Below are 20313 nucleotides of genomic sequence, written 5' to 3'. Positions count from 1 at the left end.
ACTGATTTTCCGGCAGATCAAGAAAGCGCTTATATTAAACTCATATTTCCTCAAGGCCATGGGACTCGACCACTAATGCGCACCTATACTATAAGTGGTCAACGTGAGGGTGAAATAGATATCGATTTTGCCTTGCACGACGCTGAAGGCCCTGCTTCAATGTGGGCACGTAACGCCCAAGTGGGTGAGCAAATATTGGTCGGCGGACCAGGACCAAAAAAGCTCATCAACCGTGATGCAGATTGGTTTTTATTAATAGGTGACATGACTGCACTACCTGCGATTGCTGTCAATCTTGCACAATTACCTGACGATGCACGCGGCTATGCCATCCTTGAGATCAGCAGCGAGGCAGATCGACAAAATCTTAAAAAACCTAAGAACGTTGACATTTACTGGGTTATAAATCCTACTCCAAACTCCGCAAGCAGCCCTTTACTTGAGCATGTTAAAACCATTACTTGGCTTGAAGGGCAACCTGCTGTTTGGGCTGCTTGTGAATTCCATAGTATGCGTGTACTGCGTGACTATTTTAAATTCAACCGGTCCATAGCTAAAACGCATTTATATATATCTAGCTACTGGAAAGTAGAGCGTACAGAAGATCAGCATAAAATTGAGAAGCAGGAAGATGCACAAAACCTAGAATAATATGCTATTCACCTTCAAAAATCCGAGTTGTATTAACAATGATTTGAGGGCTATTAGTGTTAAGGTTCTGACGTGGTCATCAACTCATTCGCAGGCCAGATTATAATATCCTAGACGACGATTACTTTATTAACGTCATCAAACTTTAACAACCTTGGTCACAAAATGGTCACCGTTTGGTCACTGAGCACTTGGTCACCGATTTCCAAAAGGGAGAATGCATGCATAAAAAATTATCATTTATGCATTGTTAAAGAGTAGACCATTTCGTAAAGACCAATCGAGAGAAGGCGCCAAGCCCTTATAGACAAAAGCTCTAAAAGAAAACTCAGACACAAAAAAACCTCAAGTAAATGAATACTTGAGGCGAAACTTGCTTAAACTCGAGAGCTTAAATTCGTTTTAAATATGGCGCAGCGGACGGGACTCGAACCCGCGACCCCCGGCGTGACAGGCCGGTATTCTAACCAACTGAACTACCGCTGCTTAGGTCGTCTTTAGCATTTTACCTCTATAAAAAGGTGCACTCGCTAAAAGAGTGGTGGGTGATGACGGATTCGAACCGCCGACATTCTGCGTGTAAGGCAGACGCTCTACCAACTGAGCTAATCACCCTTGCTGTGGGTGTGTATTATATACATTTACACATGGCTGTCAAACAGTATTTGCTACTTTTTAAACTATTTTATATACTTTCAACAAATATAATCACAAGTATATGTTTTTACTGGCTTTGTTTTTTTATAAAAAACCGATATTTTTTACTATTAGTACTTTAATAACCCACTACCACTTATTAAATGTCTGTTTTAACAGCGTCAAGTTTCGTTGTTGATACATAATGCTTAACCAATTACCCTTTATTATTGATTAAAGGCTTGGCATTAATCAATAATAAAAGCCGGCAGGGAAACGACAGGCGCCCCCTACTCTTTTCTTCCTATACACTAACATATGCTCTACTATTTGCCCAAATTACTTCTCAGATTTATCCAAATCGATAGACACTGAGTTGATGCAATAGCGCATGCCTGTGGTCTCACGTGGTCCATCGGGGAATACATGGCCTAAATGCGCATCGCAGTTGCTACAAGTGACTTCGGTACGGCGCATACCTAGCGAATCATCTACATGCTCATCGATGGCACTATTATCGATGCCCTGATCGAAACTTGGCCAGCCACAACCTGCATCAAACTTGCTATCAGCATCGAATAACTTAGCACCGCAGCCTTTGCAGCGATAGATACCTTTGTCATCAACATCATTATAAACACCCGTGAATGGACGTTCTGTGCCCTTTTCACGCATCACATGATACTCGTCAGCGCTCAGACGCTCTTTCCAATCAGTATCGGTCAGTTGACTGATTTCTTCTTTGTTCAGTTGATTGTCTTGCATAAATTATCCTTATTAAATGATTATCTAATCTGCTGTGTGGACTGCTATCTTTTATATAGCCTCCCATTAGGGCTTTATCGTCCAGTTTTTTGCAAAAACGATAAACTTTATATATCGATTAAGTACTAACTATTCAAGCCAAACATTACAAGAATGTACACAGTACCGAGTAACCGCCCTAAGTATTAAAATTAAATAATTATAATAATATAGCAAAAACTTATATAGCTAATTCATTATAACCCTTTATAGACAGTGTTATATAAGGCGAGAGCTTAGAACAATAAAAACAACCTTAGTAGAATGCAAGATAAACTTGCATTAACAAAAAACTTATTTTAGAAATAACTTGCATTGCGAATGTATATGCAATAATATCTTGCATATGCAGTTATTAAAAAAGTTAAGCACTTCGCCTATTACAAACTAATTAAATAAAAAGGCTTGGATAATTATGAGCAATAGCACAAATAAAAGCACACAAGCTGAACGACTGGTACAGCTACGCCGTGACAAAGGAATGACGGCAGAGCAATTGGCTCAAGCGATGACGTCTGCTGGTGCAAAGGTCAGCCGCGGCGCAATCTCTAACTGGGAGCGTGGGACCAATGGTATTGTTTCATCAAAACTACCGACCCTAGCACGCATTTTAGGCTGTAGCGAAGGTTACCTATTACGTGGTGAGCTTCAAAATGACACCGATAAAGAGGTCGGTTCAGATAATGCTATACAGTCAGACAATGCCAAAGAAGATGGCGTTCCAGCTGCACAAGCGGATAGCGACGCCCCATTATCAACTCAACGAACAACCACAACCTCCTCTACTCCTCAAATAAATTCACCAAACAATCCGATGAGTGATCACTCTATGAATACAATAAAAAAATCCGATAAACTACAAAACGTCTGCTACGATATTCGCGGCCCTCTTCTTCAGACTGCCAATAAAATGGAAGCCGAAGGCAAGCGCATCTTAAAGCTAAACATTGGCAACCCTGCGCCTTTTGGTCTAGAAGCACCGCATGAGATTTTACGTGATGTGGCGATGAATTTACCTGAAGCGACTGGCTATTCAGATTCTCAAGGTATTTTTTCAGCGCGTAAAGCGGTTCTACAATATTACCAATCAAAAGGACTCTTATCAGCCGTTGACGTCCGTGATGTCTATCTAGGTAATGGCGTCTCTGAGCTGATTGTTATGACCATGCAAGCCCTAATGAATGATGGCGACGAAGTCCTTGTACCCATGCCAGACTACCCACTTTGGACAGCAGCGGCCAACCTAGCAGGCGGTACAGCGGTACATTATCGCTGTAATGAAGAAGACAACTGGCATCCTGATATCGAAGATATCAAATCTAAAATTACCAGTAAAACTAAAGGTATCGTGGTTATTAATCCCAATAACCCAACGGGTGCCCTATATAGCGATGAAGTACTATTACAAATCATTCAAGTCGCAAAAGAGCATGATTTGATTATCATGGCCGATGAGATTTATGACCGTATCCTCTATGATGATATGCAACATACTCCAATGAGCACTTTAACCGATGAAGTACTGGTTCTATCATACAATGGTTTGTCAAAATCACATCGTATCGCAGGCTTTCGTGCAGGTTGGATGATGGTATCAGGTCGTAAACAACACGCCACTGACTTTATCGAAGGCTTAAACATGCTGGCCTCTATGCGTTTATGTTCAAACGTGCAGGGACAATATGCCATTCAAACGGCGATGGGCGGCTATCAAAGCATGAAAGATTTGACCTCCCAAAAAGGTCGTTTATACAAACAGCGCGAGTTGGCGGTATCCCGCCTTAATGCTATTAAAGGTATCTCTTGCACCATGCCACAAGGCGCATTTTACTGCTTTCCAAAGATGGATCCCGAGATTTACCCTGTCGAAGACGACATGCAGTTTATGATGGATTTATTGATAGAAGAAAATGTCTTAATGGTTCAAGGTTCAGGATTTAACTGGGATAAACCTGATCATTTCCGCTTGGTATTTTTGCCTAACCTACACGACTTAGAAGAAGCTATGGATCGCTTAGATCGCTTCTTTGCTAAAAAGCGCAAGCAATTTGGTACCGATTAAAGATTGACTGGTTATAAAAAAAACGCTTATCGGCATGATGTCGATAAGCGTTTTTTATGGTTAAAAATCAGGATGTGTCATCATTTAGATTGCGAGACTTAAAAGACGTTACTCAACACGAGATAACTGATTGCAGACATTGAGGCCGCCGCAGGGAGGGTAATAATCCATGCCAAGCCGATAGGCTTCATCAGCGCCCAGTTGGTGTCTCTATTGACGATACCGATGCCCAATACCGCACCAACTAATGTATGCGTACTCGATACGGGCAGACCCATAGTAGACGCCCCCATAACCACAGCGGCAGCCGCCAGTTCAGCTGAGAAGCCAGAAGCAGGGTGCATTTTTGCCAAATTGGTGCCGACGGTCTGAATGACTTCTTTGCCGATAAACCACAGACCAACGATAAGTGCCACACCGAAAGTCAGCATGACAGCAGGTGGTACCGCAGCTTCGGTCGCAATACTGTTGGTACGAATTACATCCATAATCGCGGCAAATGGACCAACAGCGTTGGCGATATCATTAGAGCCATGACTAAAGGCAAAGGCCGATGCGGTAAAGACTTGCATCCAGCTAAACATAATAAAAGTCGCTTTGGTCAAATCTTCCTTATGCTTGCCGCGAATACTTTTGGTATAGATAAAGGTCGCAAGCCACACCAGCGCCGATATCATACCCATGATTAAGAAGCCTTGCAGCGTCGTCATACCATTATTGACGTTCTTCAGACCTTTAAAAATGACCAAAGAGGCCATTACTGCACCACCTGCAGCCGCAATCATAGGCACCCATTTCTTAAGGGCTTTTAGAGTATCCAGATTGCTGCGCTCGTTCTCAATCTCATAAAGCTCTTTGTAATAATCAGTCTCTAAGTCCTCAACGACGCAATCATCATCTTTATAAATTTCTTGATCACGCAACATCGCTGAGGTATACGCTAGCTGTTCTGATTCTGTCAGACTGCTTAGATATTCTTTATGATTATTTTTGAGAGTTTTTTTGTTACCTTTAAGCGTGGCAATATGTGCTTCTGTTTTATCATTATATTCAATGATATTTTTCTTAATTTGTCCATATAATAGATAGGATAAAACGCCACCTAGTAAAGGAGATAGCACCCAAGAGATGGCAATCGTCCCAATCGTCCCCCAATTCACGGTCGATAGCGCCATTTCGGTACCACCTAACGTGATACCCAATACAATGGAGCTACCAACCACGCCGCCGATAATGGCATGAGTAGTCGATACAGGCAAACCTTTTTTGGTGGCAAATAATAGCCAAAATGCAGCAGCGATAAGCGCTGAGAGCATGACATAAATAAACTGATTGGGGCTGACTGCTAAACCATCTAAGTCGACGATACCGCTACGAATGGTATCGGTCACCTCGCCGCCTGCCAGCACGGCACCTGACACTTCAAATATCGCGGCGATACCTAACGCCTGCGGGATAGTCAACGTCCCTGCACCCACCGAGGTACCAAAGGAGTTAGCGACATCGTTACCACCGATATTGAATGCCATAAAGACACCAAAAGCAGTTGCCACAATAAATAGCATTGTCTGCTGGTGCATGGTGTAATCTAGACCCCACCATAAAAAGTAGGCGGTCATCGCAATCAGTAAAATGGCAAAAAATAGATTTATTCTCATAGAGCCGACTGATTTGGTTGACTCTGTAGAACTGCTGCTAATACCCATACGTCGATACGTCCTGCGTAAACTGATTGAAATTATATGTGGTTAATGATATTGCGCGGCTATTGATAATGCGGATGGTAGCATCTGCTATTAGGATAGCGTCTTAGAATACGCAATATACCAACTAAATAACGTTAAGAAACAAGATTTTTTCGTACTATTTTGATGCATTACTCTAAAGCTCACCCCTACTTATTCGCATTTTATTTTACTTAGGGGTAATAGATAAGGCAAAAAATACATCACTCAACATATTACAAAGCCGCAAGTAGTATTGCCAAATCGTCTGATTACAGCATCTTGCGGCTTAGATATATCATAGTAATAATACTGGTACTGGTAGCTGGTATTGTAATCATCTTTGTCATAGTTGTTAAGATAAGCGTATCACGTGACAAGAACCGTCAATTAGTGAGACAACACACTCTATTTGCTATGCGATTTTCTCGCAGAGCAGAAGCGATTACGCGCCTATTATATTAAATATAGACGCATAATGCATGATGATATTGCGAGATTTGTAACTATAAATTTATGTTTTAGACAACCTGTTAATTTAGTGAAACATTGTTGTGTTTTAAACATTATTCAGGCTTAAAATACATGCCTATTAACGCTTATTATGCGTCACAAACCCTACCGTAGCTCATAAGTCCTTAGTTATCGGAAAGTGCTGCTGATAATTGTTTGATAGCATGATCTAAAACATCCAGACGTGCTTGGCGCTTTTCATCGGTCGCAATGACGCACCATGGGGTATTTTCGCTATCGGTACGTGCCAGCATATCGGCTGCAGATTGGACGTACTCAGACCATCTATCACGATTGCGCCAGTCGTCATCGGTCAGTTTGAATTGCTTATGCGGGGTATCTTCACGCGCTTCAAAACGCTTAAGCTGCTCTTTTTTATCGATGGCCAGCCAGTATTTGATGACTATCGTTCCTGCCGCTACCAAGTCTGCCTCAAAGCGATTAATTTCATCATAAGCACGCTGCCATTCGTTATCAGTGGCTAAGCCTTCGACACGCTCAACCAATACCCGTCCATACCAAGTACGGTCAAAGATGGCAATGCGACTGATACGGTCTGTTTGCTCGTTGGGAAGTTTGGTCCAAAAGCGCCATAGATACGGATGCTCTAGTTCATACAACATCGGTGCACCGATGTTATAGACTTGATATTCACGCGGATCGAGTGGCGCAACCAACCGCTTAATCGCACCGCCTTTGCCTGCCGCATCCATGCCCTCAAATGCAAAAACGATATGACGACCTTGGCGTGCGCGCAGCAATTCGGCAAGACGAGCTTGCTTGTCTGCCAATGCTTCATGGTAGTCAGACTTATCCACCTCTGAATCATCAATATCTTTTAAGCGCTTAGGCAGTTCTACAGGTTGAAATTTTTCTGTTTCGCACGCTTGACTGAACTGCTCAGCAGAATCTGCTTCGTTAGTATTTTTATTACTACTTGCCAGCGCGGTTTGCATTGCATGCAGTACTTCATGGCAGAAATGATCGGCGGCTTGTGATTTATCTTCACCATCTATGATAATCCAATCATCCTGCTGCCGTAACAATGCCGCTGCCACCTCGTTAAACTGAGCAATAATCTTTGTACTATTCCAGTCGATTTGATACAAAAAATCAGGATCTGACTCATCATCATTTAGTCGCGCTTGCAGTGTGTCGACATCGACATGGAACCAACATTTTAGCAACCTAGTTTGATTGGCGACTAAGTCTTGCTCGAATGCTTGTAACTTAATAAGTTGCTGCTGCAAATAATCTTGCCATTTCGCAATTGGTAGCGCTTTCTCGTTGACAAACTTCTTATCTTTTGACTGTTGATTCTTTAGTTGCTTATCATTGTCGCTGTCTGATGCTGCCATACGCATGATGTTATAGAGCAAATCAGCATACCAATTACCAAAATACACCATCACATCACCGTGCCGCGGCATCGCCTCGGTATGCGCCTGCCAAATCGGTTGATACGCTAATGGACAATAGCCAATGGTGGCCTCAACCTTAAGCAGCCGCGGGTCGACCCATTGCCGCAATTGCTTAACAGCTGTCCCTTTGCCTGCTTGTTCCATACCATTGACCAGCACCAATAACCCTGTGGGTCTATTAAGGGTAGATGGTGTTTGTTGCCGCGTGGCCCGTAGGGCGTATTGGGCCGTAACCAATGCCAACCTAAGCGCATCCTTATCCATAGAAAACTGACTGAGAGGATTGGGGATTAAGCGCTCGCGAGCCACCTCTGCACTAAATTGTGCACTGACCGTTTGTGGTGTTGCGGGCGCAGCCGTATTATTCTTTTTGCTCATAACTGGAATCCTTCCATAATTGAAAGCAGGCATAATTGAAAGCTTGCCCGTTTAATCATAGCATTTGACCAATTCAGTAAATAACGCTGCTATGTAACAGTTTGACATTTGTATTCTGCTTTATTTTCTTTTAAGGTAAGCACAATTTTGCGCGCATTTTTAATAGATACTCATAGATATAAGAATCTCGCATTACTTAAACCTTTTTATGACCAATTTGATTGTCATCTTTACTTTTATAGGATTGCCTGCCATGTCTGCTTTAACCAATTTACAACAGCACTTAAATCGTTTTTGGGCGCTGCCACATCATGACGATGCCGCATTAAACACTAAGCTCAAAGAGGTTCAATCATGGCAACAAGCACGTATCAAACAGACGCATAGCACACTATTTGAACAACCAAAAAACAAGCCAATGGCCGATTACTTTCTGACACAACTATATGGTGGTGATGAATTTAAAGTATTGGCAGAGCAATTAGGGCGTATCCTTCCGAAAGCCAAAAAACTTGAACGCCTTGCCAAAGAGTCTTCTTTAGAAGCGGGTAGCATGGGTATTCAAGCGGCCATTTTAGCGGTTGAGCTAGATTTACATTTGGCGCAGTGGTTGCTTGCTCAAGACCTGCCTGTTAATGAAGACAATATGCTCGCCGCCTATCGCGCTGTCGATGAAGCGGATGAACGCCGAGTCCAAATCAACAACCTTAAAGAGGTCTGTTATCGTACCGATAAGGATCTTAACTCGTTTATGCTAAAAAAAGCCTTTTCACTAGCGAAGGGCACCGCTTATCGCCATAACTTTCAGCCACTTTACGATTTTATTGATTCAGGTTTTAAAGCCATGAAGCCACTCAAGAGTGTGAGCAGCTTTATTGAACCATTTTGTGAGCGCGAAATGCAAATTATTGATGAGGTTCATGCCACGGATAATGGCGGTAAGCCAGCAGCGTTTGGTGTATGATAGGCTTAATAATATAAGTGGCTACTAGCCACTTATATTGCTTAAACAGACCATCATAAAAACCAATAATAGGACACGACGATGACTGATAACTCAAATAACAATCATAACCAAGCTGATCAAAAATCCATTAACGATGCTGATAATACTGCCATCGGTAACACCACCTCCAACGGTCATTTACAAGACAAACTGGTTCAAGACAGCATCACCCATAACCAAAACATCACTGCCCAGGCACAAGCTCGCCAAAATCCAAACGTCAATGACAGTGCCAATGCTAATGCCAATGAATTTACCCAAGTCCACGACCTACCTACTGGAACGCCACAAGGCCAACAAACCACTATGCCAGATAACCATACAAACGATACTTCAAACCACACCGCAGCAAAAACCAAGGTAGAAAAAATAAAACAAACGCTTTTTAACCAGCGTGATGATATTAATAACCCGCACACGACCGATACTGACGGTGCTGAAGAAACCCATTTTGGTTATAAGACAGTCAATAAAGCGGAGAAACAAGCGCGCGTGGCTGACGTTTTCACCTCTGTTGCCAAAAAATATGACATTATGAATGACTTGATGTCGTTTGGTATCCATCGCCTATGGAAACGCTATGCGATTAGCTTATCGGGTGTGCGTGCCGGTCAGCATGTACTTGATATCGCTGGCGGTACAGGAGACTTGGCCAAAGTATTCAGTCGTGAAGTCGGTAGAAACGGTCACGTGGTGTTATCAGACATCAATGCCGCGATGCTAGAAGTGGGTCGCGAACGCCTCATCAATGCTGGCTGTAACAACGTCGACTTTGTACTGGCCAATGCTGAGACACTCGCGCCATTTGACGATGAAAGCTTTGACTTAATCACCATTAGCTTCGGTCTGCGCAACGTCACGGACAAAGATGCGGCCTTAAAATCCATGTATCGCGTGTTAAAGCCAGGTGGTCGCTTATTGATTTTGGAATTCTCAAAACCCGTATTTGAGCCATTATCCAAAGCTTATGATTTATACTCATTTACCGCCTTACCGATCATGGGCAAGCTAATTGCCAATGATTCTGAAAGCTATCAATATTTGGCCGAATCGATTCGCATGCACCCCAATCAGCAAACGCTCAAGCAAATGATGCAACAGGCAGGTTTTGAGAATTGTGATTATCATAACTTGACTGCTGGTATCGTTGCTGTGCATCGCGGCTTTAAAGCATAGCCATAAAAAATCCTAACGATAAAAATGGCGAATACTCTTAAGTCCTAGCGTCTGATCCAGCTATGACTACTGAGCAACTAATCCTAATAAACGATGCGCTTTTTTAAGGCGCCCAACTAAATATGCGAGAGCCTTATGCTGACTGTCTTACTATTGGCGGGTGCCGAAAAGCTGATTAATGTCGCTATTACTAGCGATGAGATTACCAAAGCTGGTCTGGCACCGCTTGCGGGTAAAGTGCTGCGACTCAAGATGGGTATGCCCGAAGTAAATTTGGATGTATTGTTTACTGATGAGCGGCTGCGTTTTGAGCCAGTGACGACCGAAAGTGTGTTTGAGCCAAGTGGCAGCATGGATGAGCGCCAAACAGCCAGTATGGCGCGCGCGCGTCTTGGCCACAGTCGCCCTGATTGCACCATTACCGTAGACAATCCCGCGCAGTTGCTTAATCTGATGCGCGGTGCTGAAGGTAATTTACCTATCGCTGGCGACTATAAAGTGCTGATGCAGCTTAAACAATTGGTCGCAGGTTTTGATCCTGATGTAGCAGGACAGCTTGAGCCGTTTATCGGTAAGCCGATGGCCAGCCAGCTGCATCTGCTCATATCACAGCTTAAAGGCAGTTGGCGTCATAGTGCCAAGCGCGCCTTTGATGATGTCAGTGATTGGGCCAACGATGTCGCAGGCAATAGTGTCCCCGATCCTATCGAGGCAGCAGAAGTAAACGACCTCAAGCAGCAACTATTAAAGCTGCGTGCGGATGTAGAGCGTGAAGAAGCCAAATTGGTAGCCATCAAAGAAGAACAGGCTCAGTTTCTCAGCAACTCGTTCCATCAGTAGCTTATCTCACTGATTGCTTGTTTGATTGACGACGGTTAAACGCTGTTTTTTGTCGGCATTACCTAAAGATAAGCATACAGAGCAACATAGCACCTACCTTATTTCTGACGTTTTCTAGAGTACTTATACCTTATGCTATTATCCCATCGTGCTCGTTTATTTGAACTTTGGCGTATCGCCGCAAGCTATCGACTTGATACTCACCTCTCTATTGAAGAAGCACCGCAGCTGCAACCTTTGGCGCGCATTATCCGTCTGCATCCAGCAGCTTGGGGTAAAAAACACCAGCCAAATGCCATAAAGTATGCACTCGAAGATATGGGTACGCTGTTTTTAAAACTTGGACAACTGCTCTCAACGCGTCGCGACTTAGTGCCGCCTGAGATTATAGAGCAATTGGTTCAGTTACAAGACAAGGTCAAATCTTTTGATTCTAATGTTGCGATCACCCAAATTCAAGACCCTAAGTATGGACTTGGTCAATCTATCGAAATTCTATTTGCTCGCTTTGACGTTAAGCCATTAGCAGCGGCCTCTATTGCTCAAGTGCACACTGCCGCCCTGCATGATGGCCGTGAAGTGGTGGTAAAAGTCGTTCGCCCTGATATTCGCACCACTATTGTTGCCGATTTTGAACTGCTACGTGAATTAGCTACTTGGGCATCTGCTCGTATCGAAGCCGCTCGTGCCGTACATATCATCGACATAGTCGAAGACTACAGGCAAGTCATGCTCAACGAGCTGGATTTAACCTTAGAGGCTGACAACACCACGCAGATGCGCAATAACTTCTTGGGTTCAGCATTGATGTATGTACCTGAAGTCTATGATTCGTCCAAAAATGTGATGGTCATGGAGCGTATTCAAGGCGTGCCTATCTCACAAGTTGAAATGTTTGATCAGCTGGGTTACGACCGTGCCGCCCTAGCAGAAAAAGGCTTGACGATATTTTTCACCCAAGTATTTCGCGATAATTTCTTTCATGCTGACATGCATCCAGGCAACGTCTTTGTAGAGACGCCGCCAGTTAAGACACTAACGACAAATATCGCACCAACTGATTTGGGTCATGAGCCGCGCTATATTGGGCTTGACTGCGCCATCATGGGTACCTTATCAAAGGACGACCAGCTCACCGTCGCGCGGATGTTGTTGGCAGTGATGAATAATAATTTTACCGCGATGGTAGATATTGTCAGCCGCGCCGGTTGGATACCACCAAATGCCGACAAGCATGCGTTGATGCGCGATATGAAACGCACCGTTGGCCCTATGTTAAAAAAATCCATTAATGATATCGATTTTGCTGGTGTTTTGATGCAAATCTTAGATATTGCCCGCCGCCATCACATGAGTATCCCGCCGCAGTTAATGCTGCTGCTAAAGACCTTAGTGCACGTAGAGGGTCTCGGTCGGGATTTGTATCCTGATCTCGATATTTGGTCACTCGCCAAGCCGATTTTAAGCAGTTGGATTAAAGAGCAGCTGGATCCAATGCGTAATTTACAACAGCTACGCCAACAGCTACCAGAAATTTTATTATCTACCACTGACATCCCCAAACTGCTAGATCAAGGCCTACAAAGCCTTGCCTCACAAGGGTCGCGTCAAGACAGTCAATTACGTGAAATACAACAAATTCGTGCTGATATGCTCAACGACCGTCGCCGTGATTGGGTGGCACTTGCTGGCTTTGTCATCTTTATTGCGATTGCCACACAAATCATTGGCTGGCTATCACCGGTCTTTTATCTATTAGCGATTTTGGCGGTAGTTTGGCGCATTTTAGCGTAATACTTATCAATTTTTATCTGCTTTTTTAAAAGACTTTAGGAATTCTCTATGTCTACCTCTCACCTATCTACTGCCACTAAAAAAGACCACAGTGATGCCATTGCAGCTTTACAAGGCCGTTTTGGTAAACAGCTCACCACCAACCTAACGGTGCGCGAGCAACATGGTCATACCATGACTTGGCTCGCCAACCAACCACCTGACGCCGTATTGACGGTACAAGATAAGCACGAGGTTGCTGCTGCCGTTGCTATTTGTAATGAATATCAAATGCCAGTGATTGCCTTCGGTATTGGCTCGTCTTTAGAAGGTCAATTAAATGCGCCTTATGGCGGACTGTGTATCGATATGCATGCCATGGATTCGATACTGCAGGTCAACAATGAAGACCTAACGGTGACGGTACAACCTGGGGTCACACGTGAGCAGCTAAATCATTATCTGCGTGATACTGGATTGTTTTTCCCCATAGACCCAGGTGCCAATGCCAGTATCGGCGGTATGGTCGCCACTCGTGCTTCAGGAACCAACGCCGTACGTTACGGTACCATGAAAGATGTGGTGCTAGCACTTGAGGTAGTCACTGCCAGCGGAGATATCGTTCGAACGGGTACACGGGCTAAAAAATCCGCTGCTGGTTATGATTTGACCAGATTAATGATAGGTTCAGAAGGGACACTTGGTATCGTCACCGAAGTCACGCTTAAATTATTCGGTATTAGCGAATGTATTGGCAGCGGTATTTGTCACTTTTCTAGCATCGAAGACGCTTGTCAGGCAGTCATGCTGACCATTCAAATGTGTTTACCAATTGCTCGAATTGAGTTACTCGATGCGGTGCAAATCAAAGCCTGTAATCAATATGCTAACCTTGATTTGACTGAGACCCCAACGCTATTTGTAGAGTTTCATGGCACAGATGCCAGCGTCGCTGAACAAGCGCAAATATTTACCGATATCATCGAAGAGTTCGGTGGTCGCGATTTCGCTTGGGATACCAATGAAGCCGAACGTAAACGGCTTTGGCAAGCACGGCATAACGCTTATCACGCCAGCTCTGCCCTACGACCCGAGGCCATTGCCTTATCCACCGATGCCTGTGTACCCATTTCACGTTTAGCAGAATGTGTTAGCGCAACAGCAAAAGATATCGAAGCATCTGGGATGATTGGACCTATCGTCGGCCACGTTGGTGATGGTAATTTTCATGTTTTACTGTTAGTGGATACTAATAATCCAGAAGAAGTCGCCACCGCTGACGGTATTATCAGCCGACTAGCTACGCGTGCAATTGAGATGGATGGTACGTGTACGGGTGAACACGGCATCGGACAAGGCAAACAAAAATATATGCAGCAAGAGCACGGTAATGCTTTAGTGCTGATGCAAGCCATTAAATCCGCCCTTGATCCCAAAAATATTTTAAATCCAGGGAAAATATGGCCTGAAGCTTTACCTACTCATTAGTCGTAAAGCCATTTATCTTAACACTGAAGTAAAAAAAGCGCCTGCCTTTAATCTCTCAATTAAAGGTAGGCGCTTTTTTTTAATAGTTTAGGTTTAATATTATATAGTTGATTCAATGTGAAAGCGGTACAAGGCAACCAAGCGTAGATGTATATATTATACTTCAAGCGAGGTTAACGCTGTAACTCTTTTATAGTGAATTAACTATAACATTTGATCAATCGCCATTTGAGTCAATACGCGACCGCGAGCGGTACGCAATACATAACCTTGTTGAATCAAGTACGGCTCAATCACATCTTCAAGTGTACCGCGATCCTCGGCCATCGCTGCCGCTACTGCCTCAACGCCAGCAGGGCCACCATCAAAACGCTCGTGCAATATTTCAATATAACGTCGGTCCAAATGATCCAGACCGCGCCTATCAACTGCCAGCATATCGAGCGCGCTACCGGCAATCGCGCCGTTGATACTACCGTCGCCCCTTACTTCAGCATAATCACGTACACGGCGTAATAGACGGTTGGCAATCCTTGGCGTACCACGAGCACGGCGAGCAATCTCCACGGCACCATCGTCGGTCATCGGCACACGCATCAAGCGGGCAGCACGACTGACAATCGTTGTTAAATCAGCAATATTATAAAACTCCAGCCGCTGAACGATACCAAAACGATCACGCAATGGCGAGGTCAATAACCCTGCTCGTGTGGTCGCTGCCACTAAGGTAAACGGTGGCAAATCAAGTTTAATAGAGCGTGCTGCTGGACCTTCACCAATCATAATATCCAGCTGAAAATCTTCCATCGCGGGATAAAGTATTTCTTCAATGACGGAGCTCAAGCGATGGATTTCATCGATAAATAAAATATCACCCTCTTCCAAGTTGGTCAGCATCGCTGCCAAATCACCTGGTCGCTCAAGTACAGGTCCCGAGGTTGAGCGCAGATTGCCACCCATTTCACGAGCAATAATATTGGCCAGCGTCGTTTTACCTAAGCCTGGCGGACCAAAGATAAGCGTATGATCTAACGCCTCACTACGACCTCTGGCAGCACCAATAAACACTTCCATCTGCTCACGTACCACTGGCTGACCAATATATTCAGCTAATAATGCTGGTCGAATATTGGCATCAGGCGCATCACTTGTCCCTTCCAGCGGATTAATCAAACGATCTTGCATCATAGGTTTTATCATTATCTTAAAAGAGTGAAGTAATCATACCATTTTCAAAAATTTGAGAAGCTTTTAATAGCTAGGAAAGCGAGTGCAAATACTACATTTAGTAGACTAAGCAAGCTTGACACAGCTAACCACATTGTTTGGGATTGCTATGAATAGCATAACCAAACGTTACGCATAAGTCATGCACAACATCATAAAGCAGCTATTAAATAAAGCACAGCCTAAAACGAAAATAAGCGACAATGACTGTCGCTTATTTGCTTAATTTAGACTTATACCGGTATCAATAGTAATAGAGCCCAAAAGACTTAAAATCCAGATAACTGCTGTAATGTAGCCTTTAATAAACTTTGCGTATCGGCAAAGGTATCACCGTTACTTTTGGCAGCTTTTATGGCTTGCTGAGCTTCTCGTTCTTTGTAGCCCAAGCTAATCAACGCGCCTTCGACCTCAGCAACAATACTACCTTCAGCAGAAACTGCCACAGGCTGAATAGCAAACTCTAGATTACTGTCATCAACTTCGATATTTTTCAGCTTATCTTTTAGCTCAATCAATAAACGCTGAGCCGTCTTTTTGCCGATACCTGGGATACGGGTCAACGCCGTTTCTGACTCTTGCTCGACATGCATTTTAAGCTCAGCCGCTGACATTGCAGAAAGCATTGCTAATGCCATTTTTGCCCCAACGCCATTGATTTTAATCAACTGACGAAAGACATCGCGCTCTTTACGATCGATAAAGCCATAAAGCAGCTGCGCATCTTCACGCACATGAAAATGCGTCCAAATACTTGTCTGCTCATTAAGCTGTAACTGGCAAAACGAAGGCAATGGCAGCTCAATATCATAGCCAACACCAGAGGTGGTCATAATACAAGCAGTCGGTGCCATCAAATACTGCACCTGTCCAGTAATCAATCCAATCATAATCCACTACCTGTTATTAGAGCCATGATAAAAAATGAGCGGAGCAACCATTTCGTTATTGAATGCTATCTTTTAACGGTCAAGCTTACTGATAAAAATCGACCATACCTTCAAGGCTGATTGGGCGAATCTTATGTGCTTGACCCGCAGAGCCAAACGCTTCAAAACGATTGGTGCAGATATCTGACATCGCAACCATAGACGCTTTAAAGTATTTACGTGGATCAAACTCACTTGGATTTTTTGCGAGGAACTCACGGATAGCCCCAGTTGATGCCAAGCGTAAATCGGTATCGATATTTACTTTGCGGACGCCATGTTTAATCGCTTCGACGATTTGTTCAACAGGCACACCATAAGTCTCACCAATATCGCCACCATTTTCATTAATGACTTTTAACCATTCTTGTGGCACTGATGATGAGCCATGCATCACCAGATGGGTATTCGGAATACGCGCATGAATCTCTTTTACCCGCTCAATGGATAAAATATCGCCTGTCGGTGGACGGGTAAACTTATAAGCACCATGACTGGTACCAATAGCAATCGCTAACGCATCAACGTTGGTGTCTTTCACAAACTGTTCAGCTTCGTCAGCACTGGTTAATAATTGTTCGTGATCCAATACGCCTTCTGCGCCAGAGCCGTCTTCTTCGCCTGCCATGCCAGTCTCAAGGCTACCCAAACAACCAATCTCACCTTCGACTGAAACGCCGCACGCATGAGCCAACTTAACGACTTCGCGAGTAACGCTGGCATTATAATCATAATCCATTGGTGTTTTACCATCTTCACCAAGCGAGCCATCCATCATTACCGATGAAAAGCCAAGCTGGATTGAGCGCTGGCAAATAGCTGGTGACATGCCATGATCTTGATGCATCACTACTGGAATATGTGGCCACTCTTCGATAGCAGCAATAATCAGATGACGCAAAAATGCTGACCCAGCATATTTACGTGCGCCAGCACTGGCTTGAACGATGACAGGTGAGTCACACGCATCCGCTGCCATCATGATTGCACGCATCTGCTCTAAGTTGTTGACGTTAAAGGCAGGAACACCATAGTTGTGCTCAGCGGCGTGATCTAGAAGTTGACGTAAGGATATTAAGGCCATAAAACGCTCTCTGATTAAATTTTGAATAGTATTTTAAAAACAGCTTTTGAAAACAGCAGATTGTAATAACCACCCTAACTGTCGCTATCACTTAGCAAAATAGTAAATCACTTTAGGGGGAGTTATCACGCGGTGATTATAACAAAGATTGCTCTGTCTTCGTAGCAGTTGGCCGACTATTTGTTGCTTATCTTTTTACCTACCTATTCATATATATCACATATAGTTGATTCACTTTAAAACCGACAGAATGAGTTTCTGACTCATTCTATTTGACATACTCCCACCACTTTCGCAAAGCTCAAGTGGGGGATTCTAAAAGCAAATGCTCTTAGGCGACCTTCTCACGAGGGTCACTTGTTTTCTGTTTCAACGGGCGACCTTTACTGCATCCTCCCTCCGCAGACAATACGGCATGTCCTGCCGCTAATATATTACGAGCCGCATTAAAATCAGCGTTCGCAACATACCTGCATTTGACGCACTCGAATTTAGACTGAGTTTGTCTGTTTTCCTTAGCGATATGCTGGCACCTAGAGCAAGTTTGGCTAGTGTATCGTGGATTTACTTTAATCAGTAAGCCGCCGCGCCATTGCTGCTTGTACTCAAGCATATTGACCATCATGCCCCAACCTTGATCTAAGATTGATTTATTCAATCCTGACTTGGCTTTGACATTACGACCTTTATTCTCCACCGTACCACTGGCTGATTTCGACATATTGGCGACTTTTAAATCCTCACAAGCAATCATGGCGTGGTTTTTGCTGATACTGGTGGTGGTTTTATGCAAGTAGTCATGGCGAATGTTAGCGATATGATGGTGTAGCTTTTGAATCTTGCGGTTCTGCTTTTTCCAGTTTTGGCTAAACAGAACCTTCCTGCTTAATTGACGCTGTAATTTAGCCAGTTTTACTTGATTGGCTTTAAAGCTGTTCTTAGGTTTGATGTACTGACCGTCTGAGGTGGTGAGTAGTTTGCTGATACCCATATCTAAGCCAATGGCGCTTTTAGAGGAGTGGCGAGGGTTCTCAGCCAGTTCGCGCTCTGTGCCAAACGACACGTACCAGTGCCCCGATTTCTTGCCGATGGTGACATTTTTAATTGTACCAATAATGTCTTGCGACTTCCTAAACTTCACCAGGCCAATGCCATTAGGCAGTTTTACTCGGTTGCCCTCAACACGGCAGTATTTATCAAACTGAACCAAGCGAATTGAGTCGCGCCCATCTGATTTGCGCTTAAATCTTGGCATCAACGGGCGTAGCTGGATTTCTGTGCCGTCAGCCAGTTTAAAGAACTTGGGTTTGCGAGGTTTCTTTTTATTTTCTTTTAATCTGGCATGTACTTTAGGATCAAAGAAACGCGACCAAGCCGATGCCAGATCACGTACTTTTTGTTGTAAAGACACCGCGTTTGAGCTGCTTTTTAAGAATGCAAAATCAGGGTTGCTCTTTAGACCCATGATTTTATTAACAAGGTTGGTGGCATTGATAAACTCATCTTTAGCAAACATTTCAAATGAGATCGCTAGCATTTGATTCCAAACAAAACGTGCAGAGCCGACAAGATTATTTAAAACAATCTCCTGCTCCGTATTAGGCTCAAGCCTAAATTTATACGCTTTGTTGATTTTCATAAATGCCTTCTTTATTAATGAGTGTGCATTTAGTAATATACTTATAATACTAGCACTTAAGAGTTTTTATTACAATGAGTGAGATATACAAAAACCGTCATGCCGCCTTTAACCTCCACGTTCATTTGGTTTTTATTACCAAGTACCGAAAAAAGGTCTTAGGTGAGCTACATCATGAATATTTCAGTGAGTGTGCTGCTGAGGTGTGCAAGAGTTTTGATGCTGAGTTAAAAGAATGTAACGGTGAAGCGGATCATATTCACATGCTTATCCAGTACCCACCAACAGTGCAATTAAGCAAACTGGTTAATAACTTGAAGTCAGTCACCAGTAGACGAATGAGGGGTGATTTTATTGATTTAAGAGCAGCTTATTCTAAACCTGTGCTTTGGTCACGCTCCTACTTTTCAAGCTCTTGTGGCGGTGCGCCATTAGATATTATTAAACAATATATTCAGAACCAGCGAGGTTAGCTAGTGATGCGAAATTCACCTCCACCCTAATGTCGGGTGGAGTCCTCTTTCGCTTTTTTGATAGTCAGTGAAAAGTAAAATCGATACATCACCTACTGCAGGTACCGTTTTTTCTTGCTTGCTGTGCCTACGCAGACAGAGGCTACAAAAAAACTATACCAGCAGTATCGTAGCGTTTTTAAAGCTTAGATTAACACACCAAGTGCAACGCTAAATTATATTATAGAACACCTGATTGGGCGTTTTAAACCCTAAGCGTTTTCTTGGTCTGTTGTTTAGTTTATTCTCAATGTCCTGTATATCATTATCAGAGACTTGTCTAAAGTCACAACCCTTAGGCAAGAACTCTCTGATTAAGCCGTTAGTATTCTCGTTGGTTCCTCGCTGCCATGACGCATAAGCATCGGCAAAGAAGAAGGAAGTAAAGAGCTTTCGTTTCACCTTCTTATGCTGAGCAAACTCTTTACCATTGTCAGAGGTAATGGTCTT

At 43.6% G+C, this 20313-nt stretch carries 16 protein-coding genes and 2 tRNA genes; 8 read left to right on the top strand and 10 right to left on the bottom strand.

Going from position 1 to position 20313, the window contains the following annotated elements; all coding sequences use genetic code 11:
* On the top strand, nucleotides 1-651 hold a 651-nt coding region (locus EI161_RS08515; RefSeq protein WP_192529421.1), incomplete at its 5' end, for a siderophore-interacting protein.
* 409 nt (nucleotides 652-1060) lie between these two features.
* On the opposite strand, the gene EI161_RS08510 is transcribed toward EI161_RS08515, so the two are convergent.
* The 3 genes from EI161_RS08510 to msrB form a co-directional block, all read right to left on the bottom strand.
* A tRNA-Asp gene (locus EI161_RS08510) sits at nucleotides 1061-1137 on the bottom strand.
* Nucleotides 1138-1190: 53 nt separating this feature from the next.
* A tRNA-Val gene (locus EI161_RS08505) sits at nucleotides 1191-1266 on the bottom strand.
* A 360-nt stretch (nucleotides 1267-1626) separates the two neighbouring features.
* Nucleotides 1627-2052, bottom strand: a complete 426-nt coding sequence (msrB, locus tag EI161_RS08500) for a peptide-methionine (R)-S-oxide reductase MsrB (RefSeq protein WP_192523386.1) — start codon at nucleotides 2050-2052, stop codon at nucleotides 1627-1629.
* Between the two features lie 454 nt (nucleotides 2053-2506).
* Between msrB and EI161_RS08495 the strand changes: the two genes are divergently transcribed.
* Complete coding sequence (locus EI161_RS08495; protein WP_192523385.1) at nucleotides 2507-4153, top strand: aminotransferase class I/II-fold pyridoxal phosphate-dependent enzyme; 1647 nt, start codon at nucleotides 2507-2509, stop codon at nucleotides 4151-4153.
* Nucleotides 4154-4251: 98 nt separating this feature from the next.
* Here EI161_RS08495 and EI161_RS08490 read toward each other — a convergent pair whose 3' ends face one another.
* Nucleotides 4252-5859 (bottom strand): inorganic phosphate transporter, encoded by a 1608-nt coding sequence (locus tag EI161_RS08490; RefSeq protein ID WP_192523384.1) that lies wholly within the window; start codon nucleotides 5857-5859, stop codon nucleotides 4252-4254.
* 656 nt (nucleotides 5860-6515) lie between these two features.
* On the bottom strand, nucleotides 6516-8189 hold the full coding sequence (locus EI161_RS08485; RefSeq protein WP_192529420.1) for an ATPase: 1674 nt from the start codon (nucleotides 8187-8189) through the stop codon (nucleotides 6516-6518).
* Nucleotides 8190-8442: 253 nt separating this feature from the next.
* Between EI161_RS08485 and EI161_RS08480 the strand changes: the two genes are divergently transcribed.
* The 5 genes from EI161_RS08480 to EI161_RS08460 all read left to right on the top strand — a co-directional run bounded on the left by EI161_RS08480 (nucleotide 8443) and on the right by EI161_RS08460 (nucleotide 14472).
* The gene (locus EI161_RS08480) at nucleotides 8443-9153 is read left to right on the top strand and encodes an FFLEELY motif protein (RefSeq protein WP_192523382.1); all 711 of its coding nucleotides are present in this window, start codon (nucleotides 8443-8445) and stop codon (nucleotides 9151-9153) included.
* Between the two features lie 348 nt (nucleotides 9154-9501).
* Nucleotides 9502-10371 carry a bifunctional demethylmenaquinone methyltransferase/2-methoxy-6-polyprenyl-1,4-benzoquinol methylase UbiE gene (gene ubiE, locus EI161_RS08475; RefSeq protein WP_192529422.1) on the top strand — a complete coding sequence of 290 codons (870 nt, stop codon included), beginning with the start codon at nucleotides 9502-9504 and terminating at the stop codon, nucleotides 10369-10371.
* A gap of 135 nt (nucleotides 10372-10506) precedes the next feature.
* Nucleotides 10507-11211 carry an SCP2 domain-containing protein gene (locus tag EI161_RS08470; RefSeq protein WP_192529419.1) on the top strand — a complete coding sequence of 235 codons (705 nt, stop codon included), beginning with the start codon at nucleotides 10507-10509 and terminating at the stop codon, nucleotides 11209-11211.
* Nucleotides 11212-11343: 132 nt separating this feature from the next.
* On the top strand, nucleotides 11344-13005 hold the full coding sequence (locus EI161_RS08465) for an ABC1 kinase family protein (RefSeq protein ID WP_192529418.1): 1662 nt from the start codon (nucleotides 11344-11346) through the stop codon (nucleotides 13003-13005).
* Nucleotides 13006-13053: 48 nt separating this feature from the next.
* A complete protein-coding gene (locus tag EI161_RS08460; RefSeq protein WP_192529417.1) occupies nucleotides 13054-14472 on the top strand; it encodes an FAD-binding oxidoreductase in 1419 nt (472 codons plus the stop codon).
* A gap of 204 nt (nucleotides 14473-14676) precedes the next feature.
* Here EI161_RS08460 and ruvB read toward each other — a convergent pair whose 3' ends face one another.
* The 4 genes from ruvB to EI161_RS08440 all read right to left on the bottom strand — a co-directional run bounded on the left by ruvB (nucleotide 14677) and on the right by EI161_RS08440 (nucleotide 19351).
* Nucleotides 14677-15657, bottom strand: coding sequence for a Holliday junction branch migration DNA helicase RuvB (gene ruvB / locus EI161_RS08455; RefSeq protein ID WP_225735300.1), 981 nt, complete (start codon nucleotides 15655-15657; stop codon nucleotides 14677-14679).
* Nucleotides 15658-15968: 311 nt separating this feature from the next.
* Complete coding sequence (gene ruvA, locus EI161_RS08450; RefSeq protein ID WP_192523377.1) at nucleotides 15969-16589, bottom strand: Holliday junction branch migration protein RuvA; 621 nt, start codon at nucleotides 16587-16589, stop codon at nucleotides 15969-15971.
* Nucleotides 16590-16674: 85 nt separating this feature from the next.
* On the bottom strand, nucleotides 16675-17712 hold the full coding sequence (fba, locus tag EI161_RS08445) for a class II fructose-bisphosphate aldolase (protein ID WP_192523376.1): 1038 nt from the start codon (nucleotides 17710-17712) through the stop codon (nucleotides 16675-16677).
* A gap of 331 nt (nucleotides 17713-18043) precedes the next feature.
* The gene (locus EI161_RS08440) at nucleotides 18044-19351 is read right to left on the bottom strand and encodes an RNA-guided endonuclease InsQ/TnpB family protein (RefSeq protein ID WP_192520979.1); all 1308 of its coding nucleotides are present in this window, start codon (nucleotides 19349-19351) and stop codon (nucleotides 18044-18046) included.
* A gap of 74 nt (nucleotides 19352-19425) precedes the next feature.
* On the opposite strand from EI161_RS08440, the gene tnpA reads away from it, so the two are divergent.
* On the top strand, nucleotides 19426-19824 hold the full coding sequence (gene tnpA / locus EI161_RS08435; RefSeq protein WP_192523375.1) for an IS200/IS605 family transposase: 399 nt from the start codon (nucleotides 19426-19428) through the stop codon (nucleotides 19822-19824).
* A gap of 210 nt (nucleotides 19825-20034) precedes the next feature.
* On the opposite strand, the gene EI161_RS08430 is transcribed toward tnpA, so the two are convergent.
* The coding region (locus tag EI161_RS08430) for an IS30 family transposase (RefSeq protein ID WP_192529416.1) at nucleotides 20035-20313 on the bottom strand (279 nt) is incomplete at its 5' end.

Source organism: Psychrobacter sp. FME5 (assembly GCF_014861375.1).
Classification (GTDB): domain Bacteria; phylum Pseudomonadota; class Gammaproteobacteria; order Pseudomonadales; family Moraxellaceae; genus Psychrobacter.
Note: the sequence above shows the minus strand (reverse complement) of the source record. Positions and strands in the feature narration are given on the sequence as shown.

Excerpts from the sequence above, each read along its gene's own strand:
- EI161_RS08480 (WP_192523382.1), top strand. The coding sequence starts at position 8,443 with ATGTCTGCTTTAACCAATTTACAACAGCACTTAAATCGTTTTTGGGCG.
- EI161_RS08470 (WP_192529419.1), top strand. The coding sequence starts at position 10,507 with ATGCTGACTGTCTTACTATTGGCGGGTGCCGAAAAGCTGATTAATGTC.
- tnpA (WP_192523375.1), top strand. The coding sequence starts at position 19,426 with ATGAGTGAGATATACAAAAACCGTCATGCCGCCTTTAACCTCCACGTT.
- ruvA (WP_192523377.1), bottom strand. The coding sequence starts at position 16,589 with ATGATTGGATTGATTACTGGACAGGTGCAGTATTTGATGGCACCGACT.
- EI161_RS08460 (WP_192529417.1), top strand. The coding sequence starts at position 13,054 with ATGTCTACCTCTCACCTATCTACTGCCACTAAAAAAGACCACAGTGAT.
- ubiE (WP_192529422.1), top strand. The coding sequence starts at position 9,502 with ATGCCAGATAACCATACAAACGATACTTCAAACCACACCGCAGCAAAA.
- msrB (WP_192523386.1), bottom strand. The coding sequence starts at position 2,052 with ATGCAAGACAATCAACTGAACAAAGAAGAAATCAGTCAACTGACCGAT.
- EI161_RS08485 (WP_192529420.1), bottom strand. The coding sequence starts at position 8,189 with ATGAGCAAAAAGAATAATACGGCTGCGCCCGCAACACCACAAACGGTC.
- ruvB (WP_225735300.1), bottom strand. The coding sequence starts at position 15,657 with ATGCAAGATCGTTTGATTAATCCGCTGGAAGGGACAAGTGATGCGCCT.
- EI161_RS08490 (WP_192523384.1), bottom strand. The coding sequence starts at position 5,859 with ATGGGTATTAGCAGCAGTTCTACAGAGTCAACCAAATCAGTCGGCTCT.
- EI161_RS08440 (WP_192520979.1), bottom strand. The coding sequence starts at position 19,351 with ATGAAAATCAACAAAGCGTATAAATTTAGGCTTGAGCCTAATACGGAG.
- EI161_RS08465 (WP_192529418.1), top strand. The coding sequence starts at position 11,344 with ATGCTATTATCCCATCGTGCTCGTTTATTTGAACTTTGGCGTATCGCC.
- fba (WP_192523376.1), bottom strand. The coding sequence starts at position 17,712 with ATGGCCTTAATATCCTTACGTCAACTTCTAGATCACGCCGCTGAGCAC.
- EI161_RS08495 (WP_192523385.1), top strand. The coding sequence starts at position 2,507 with ATGAGCAATAGCACAAATAAAAGCACACAAGCTGAACGACTGGTACAG.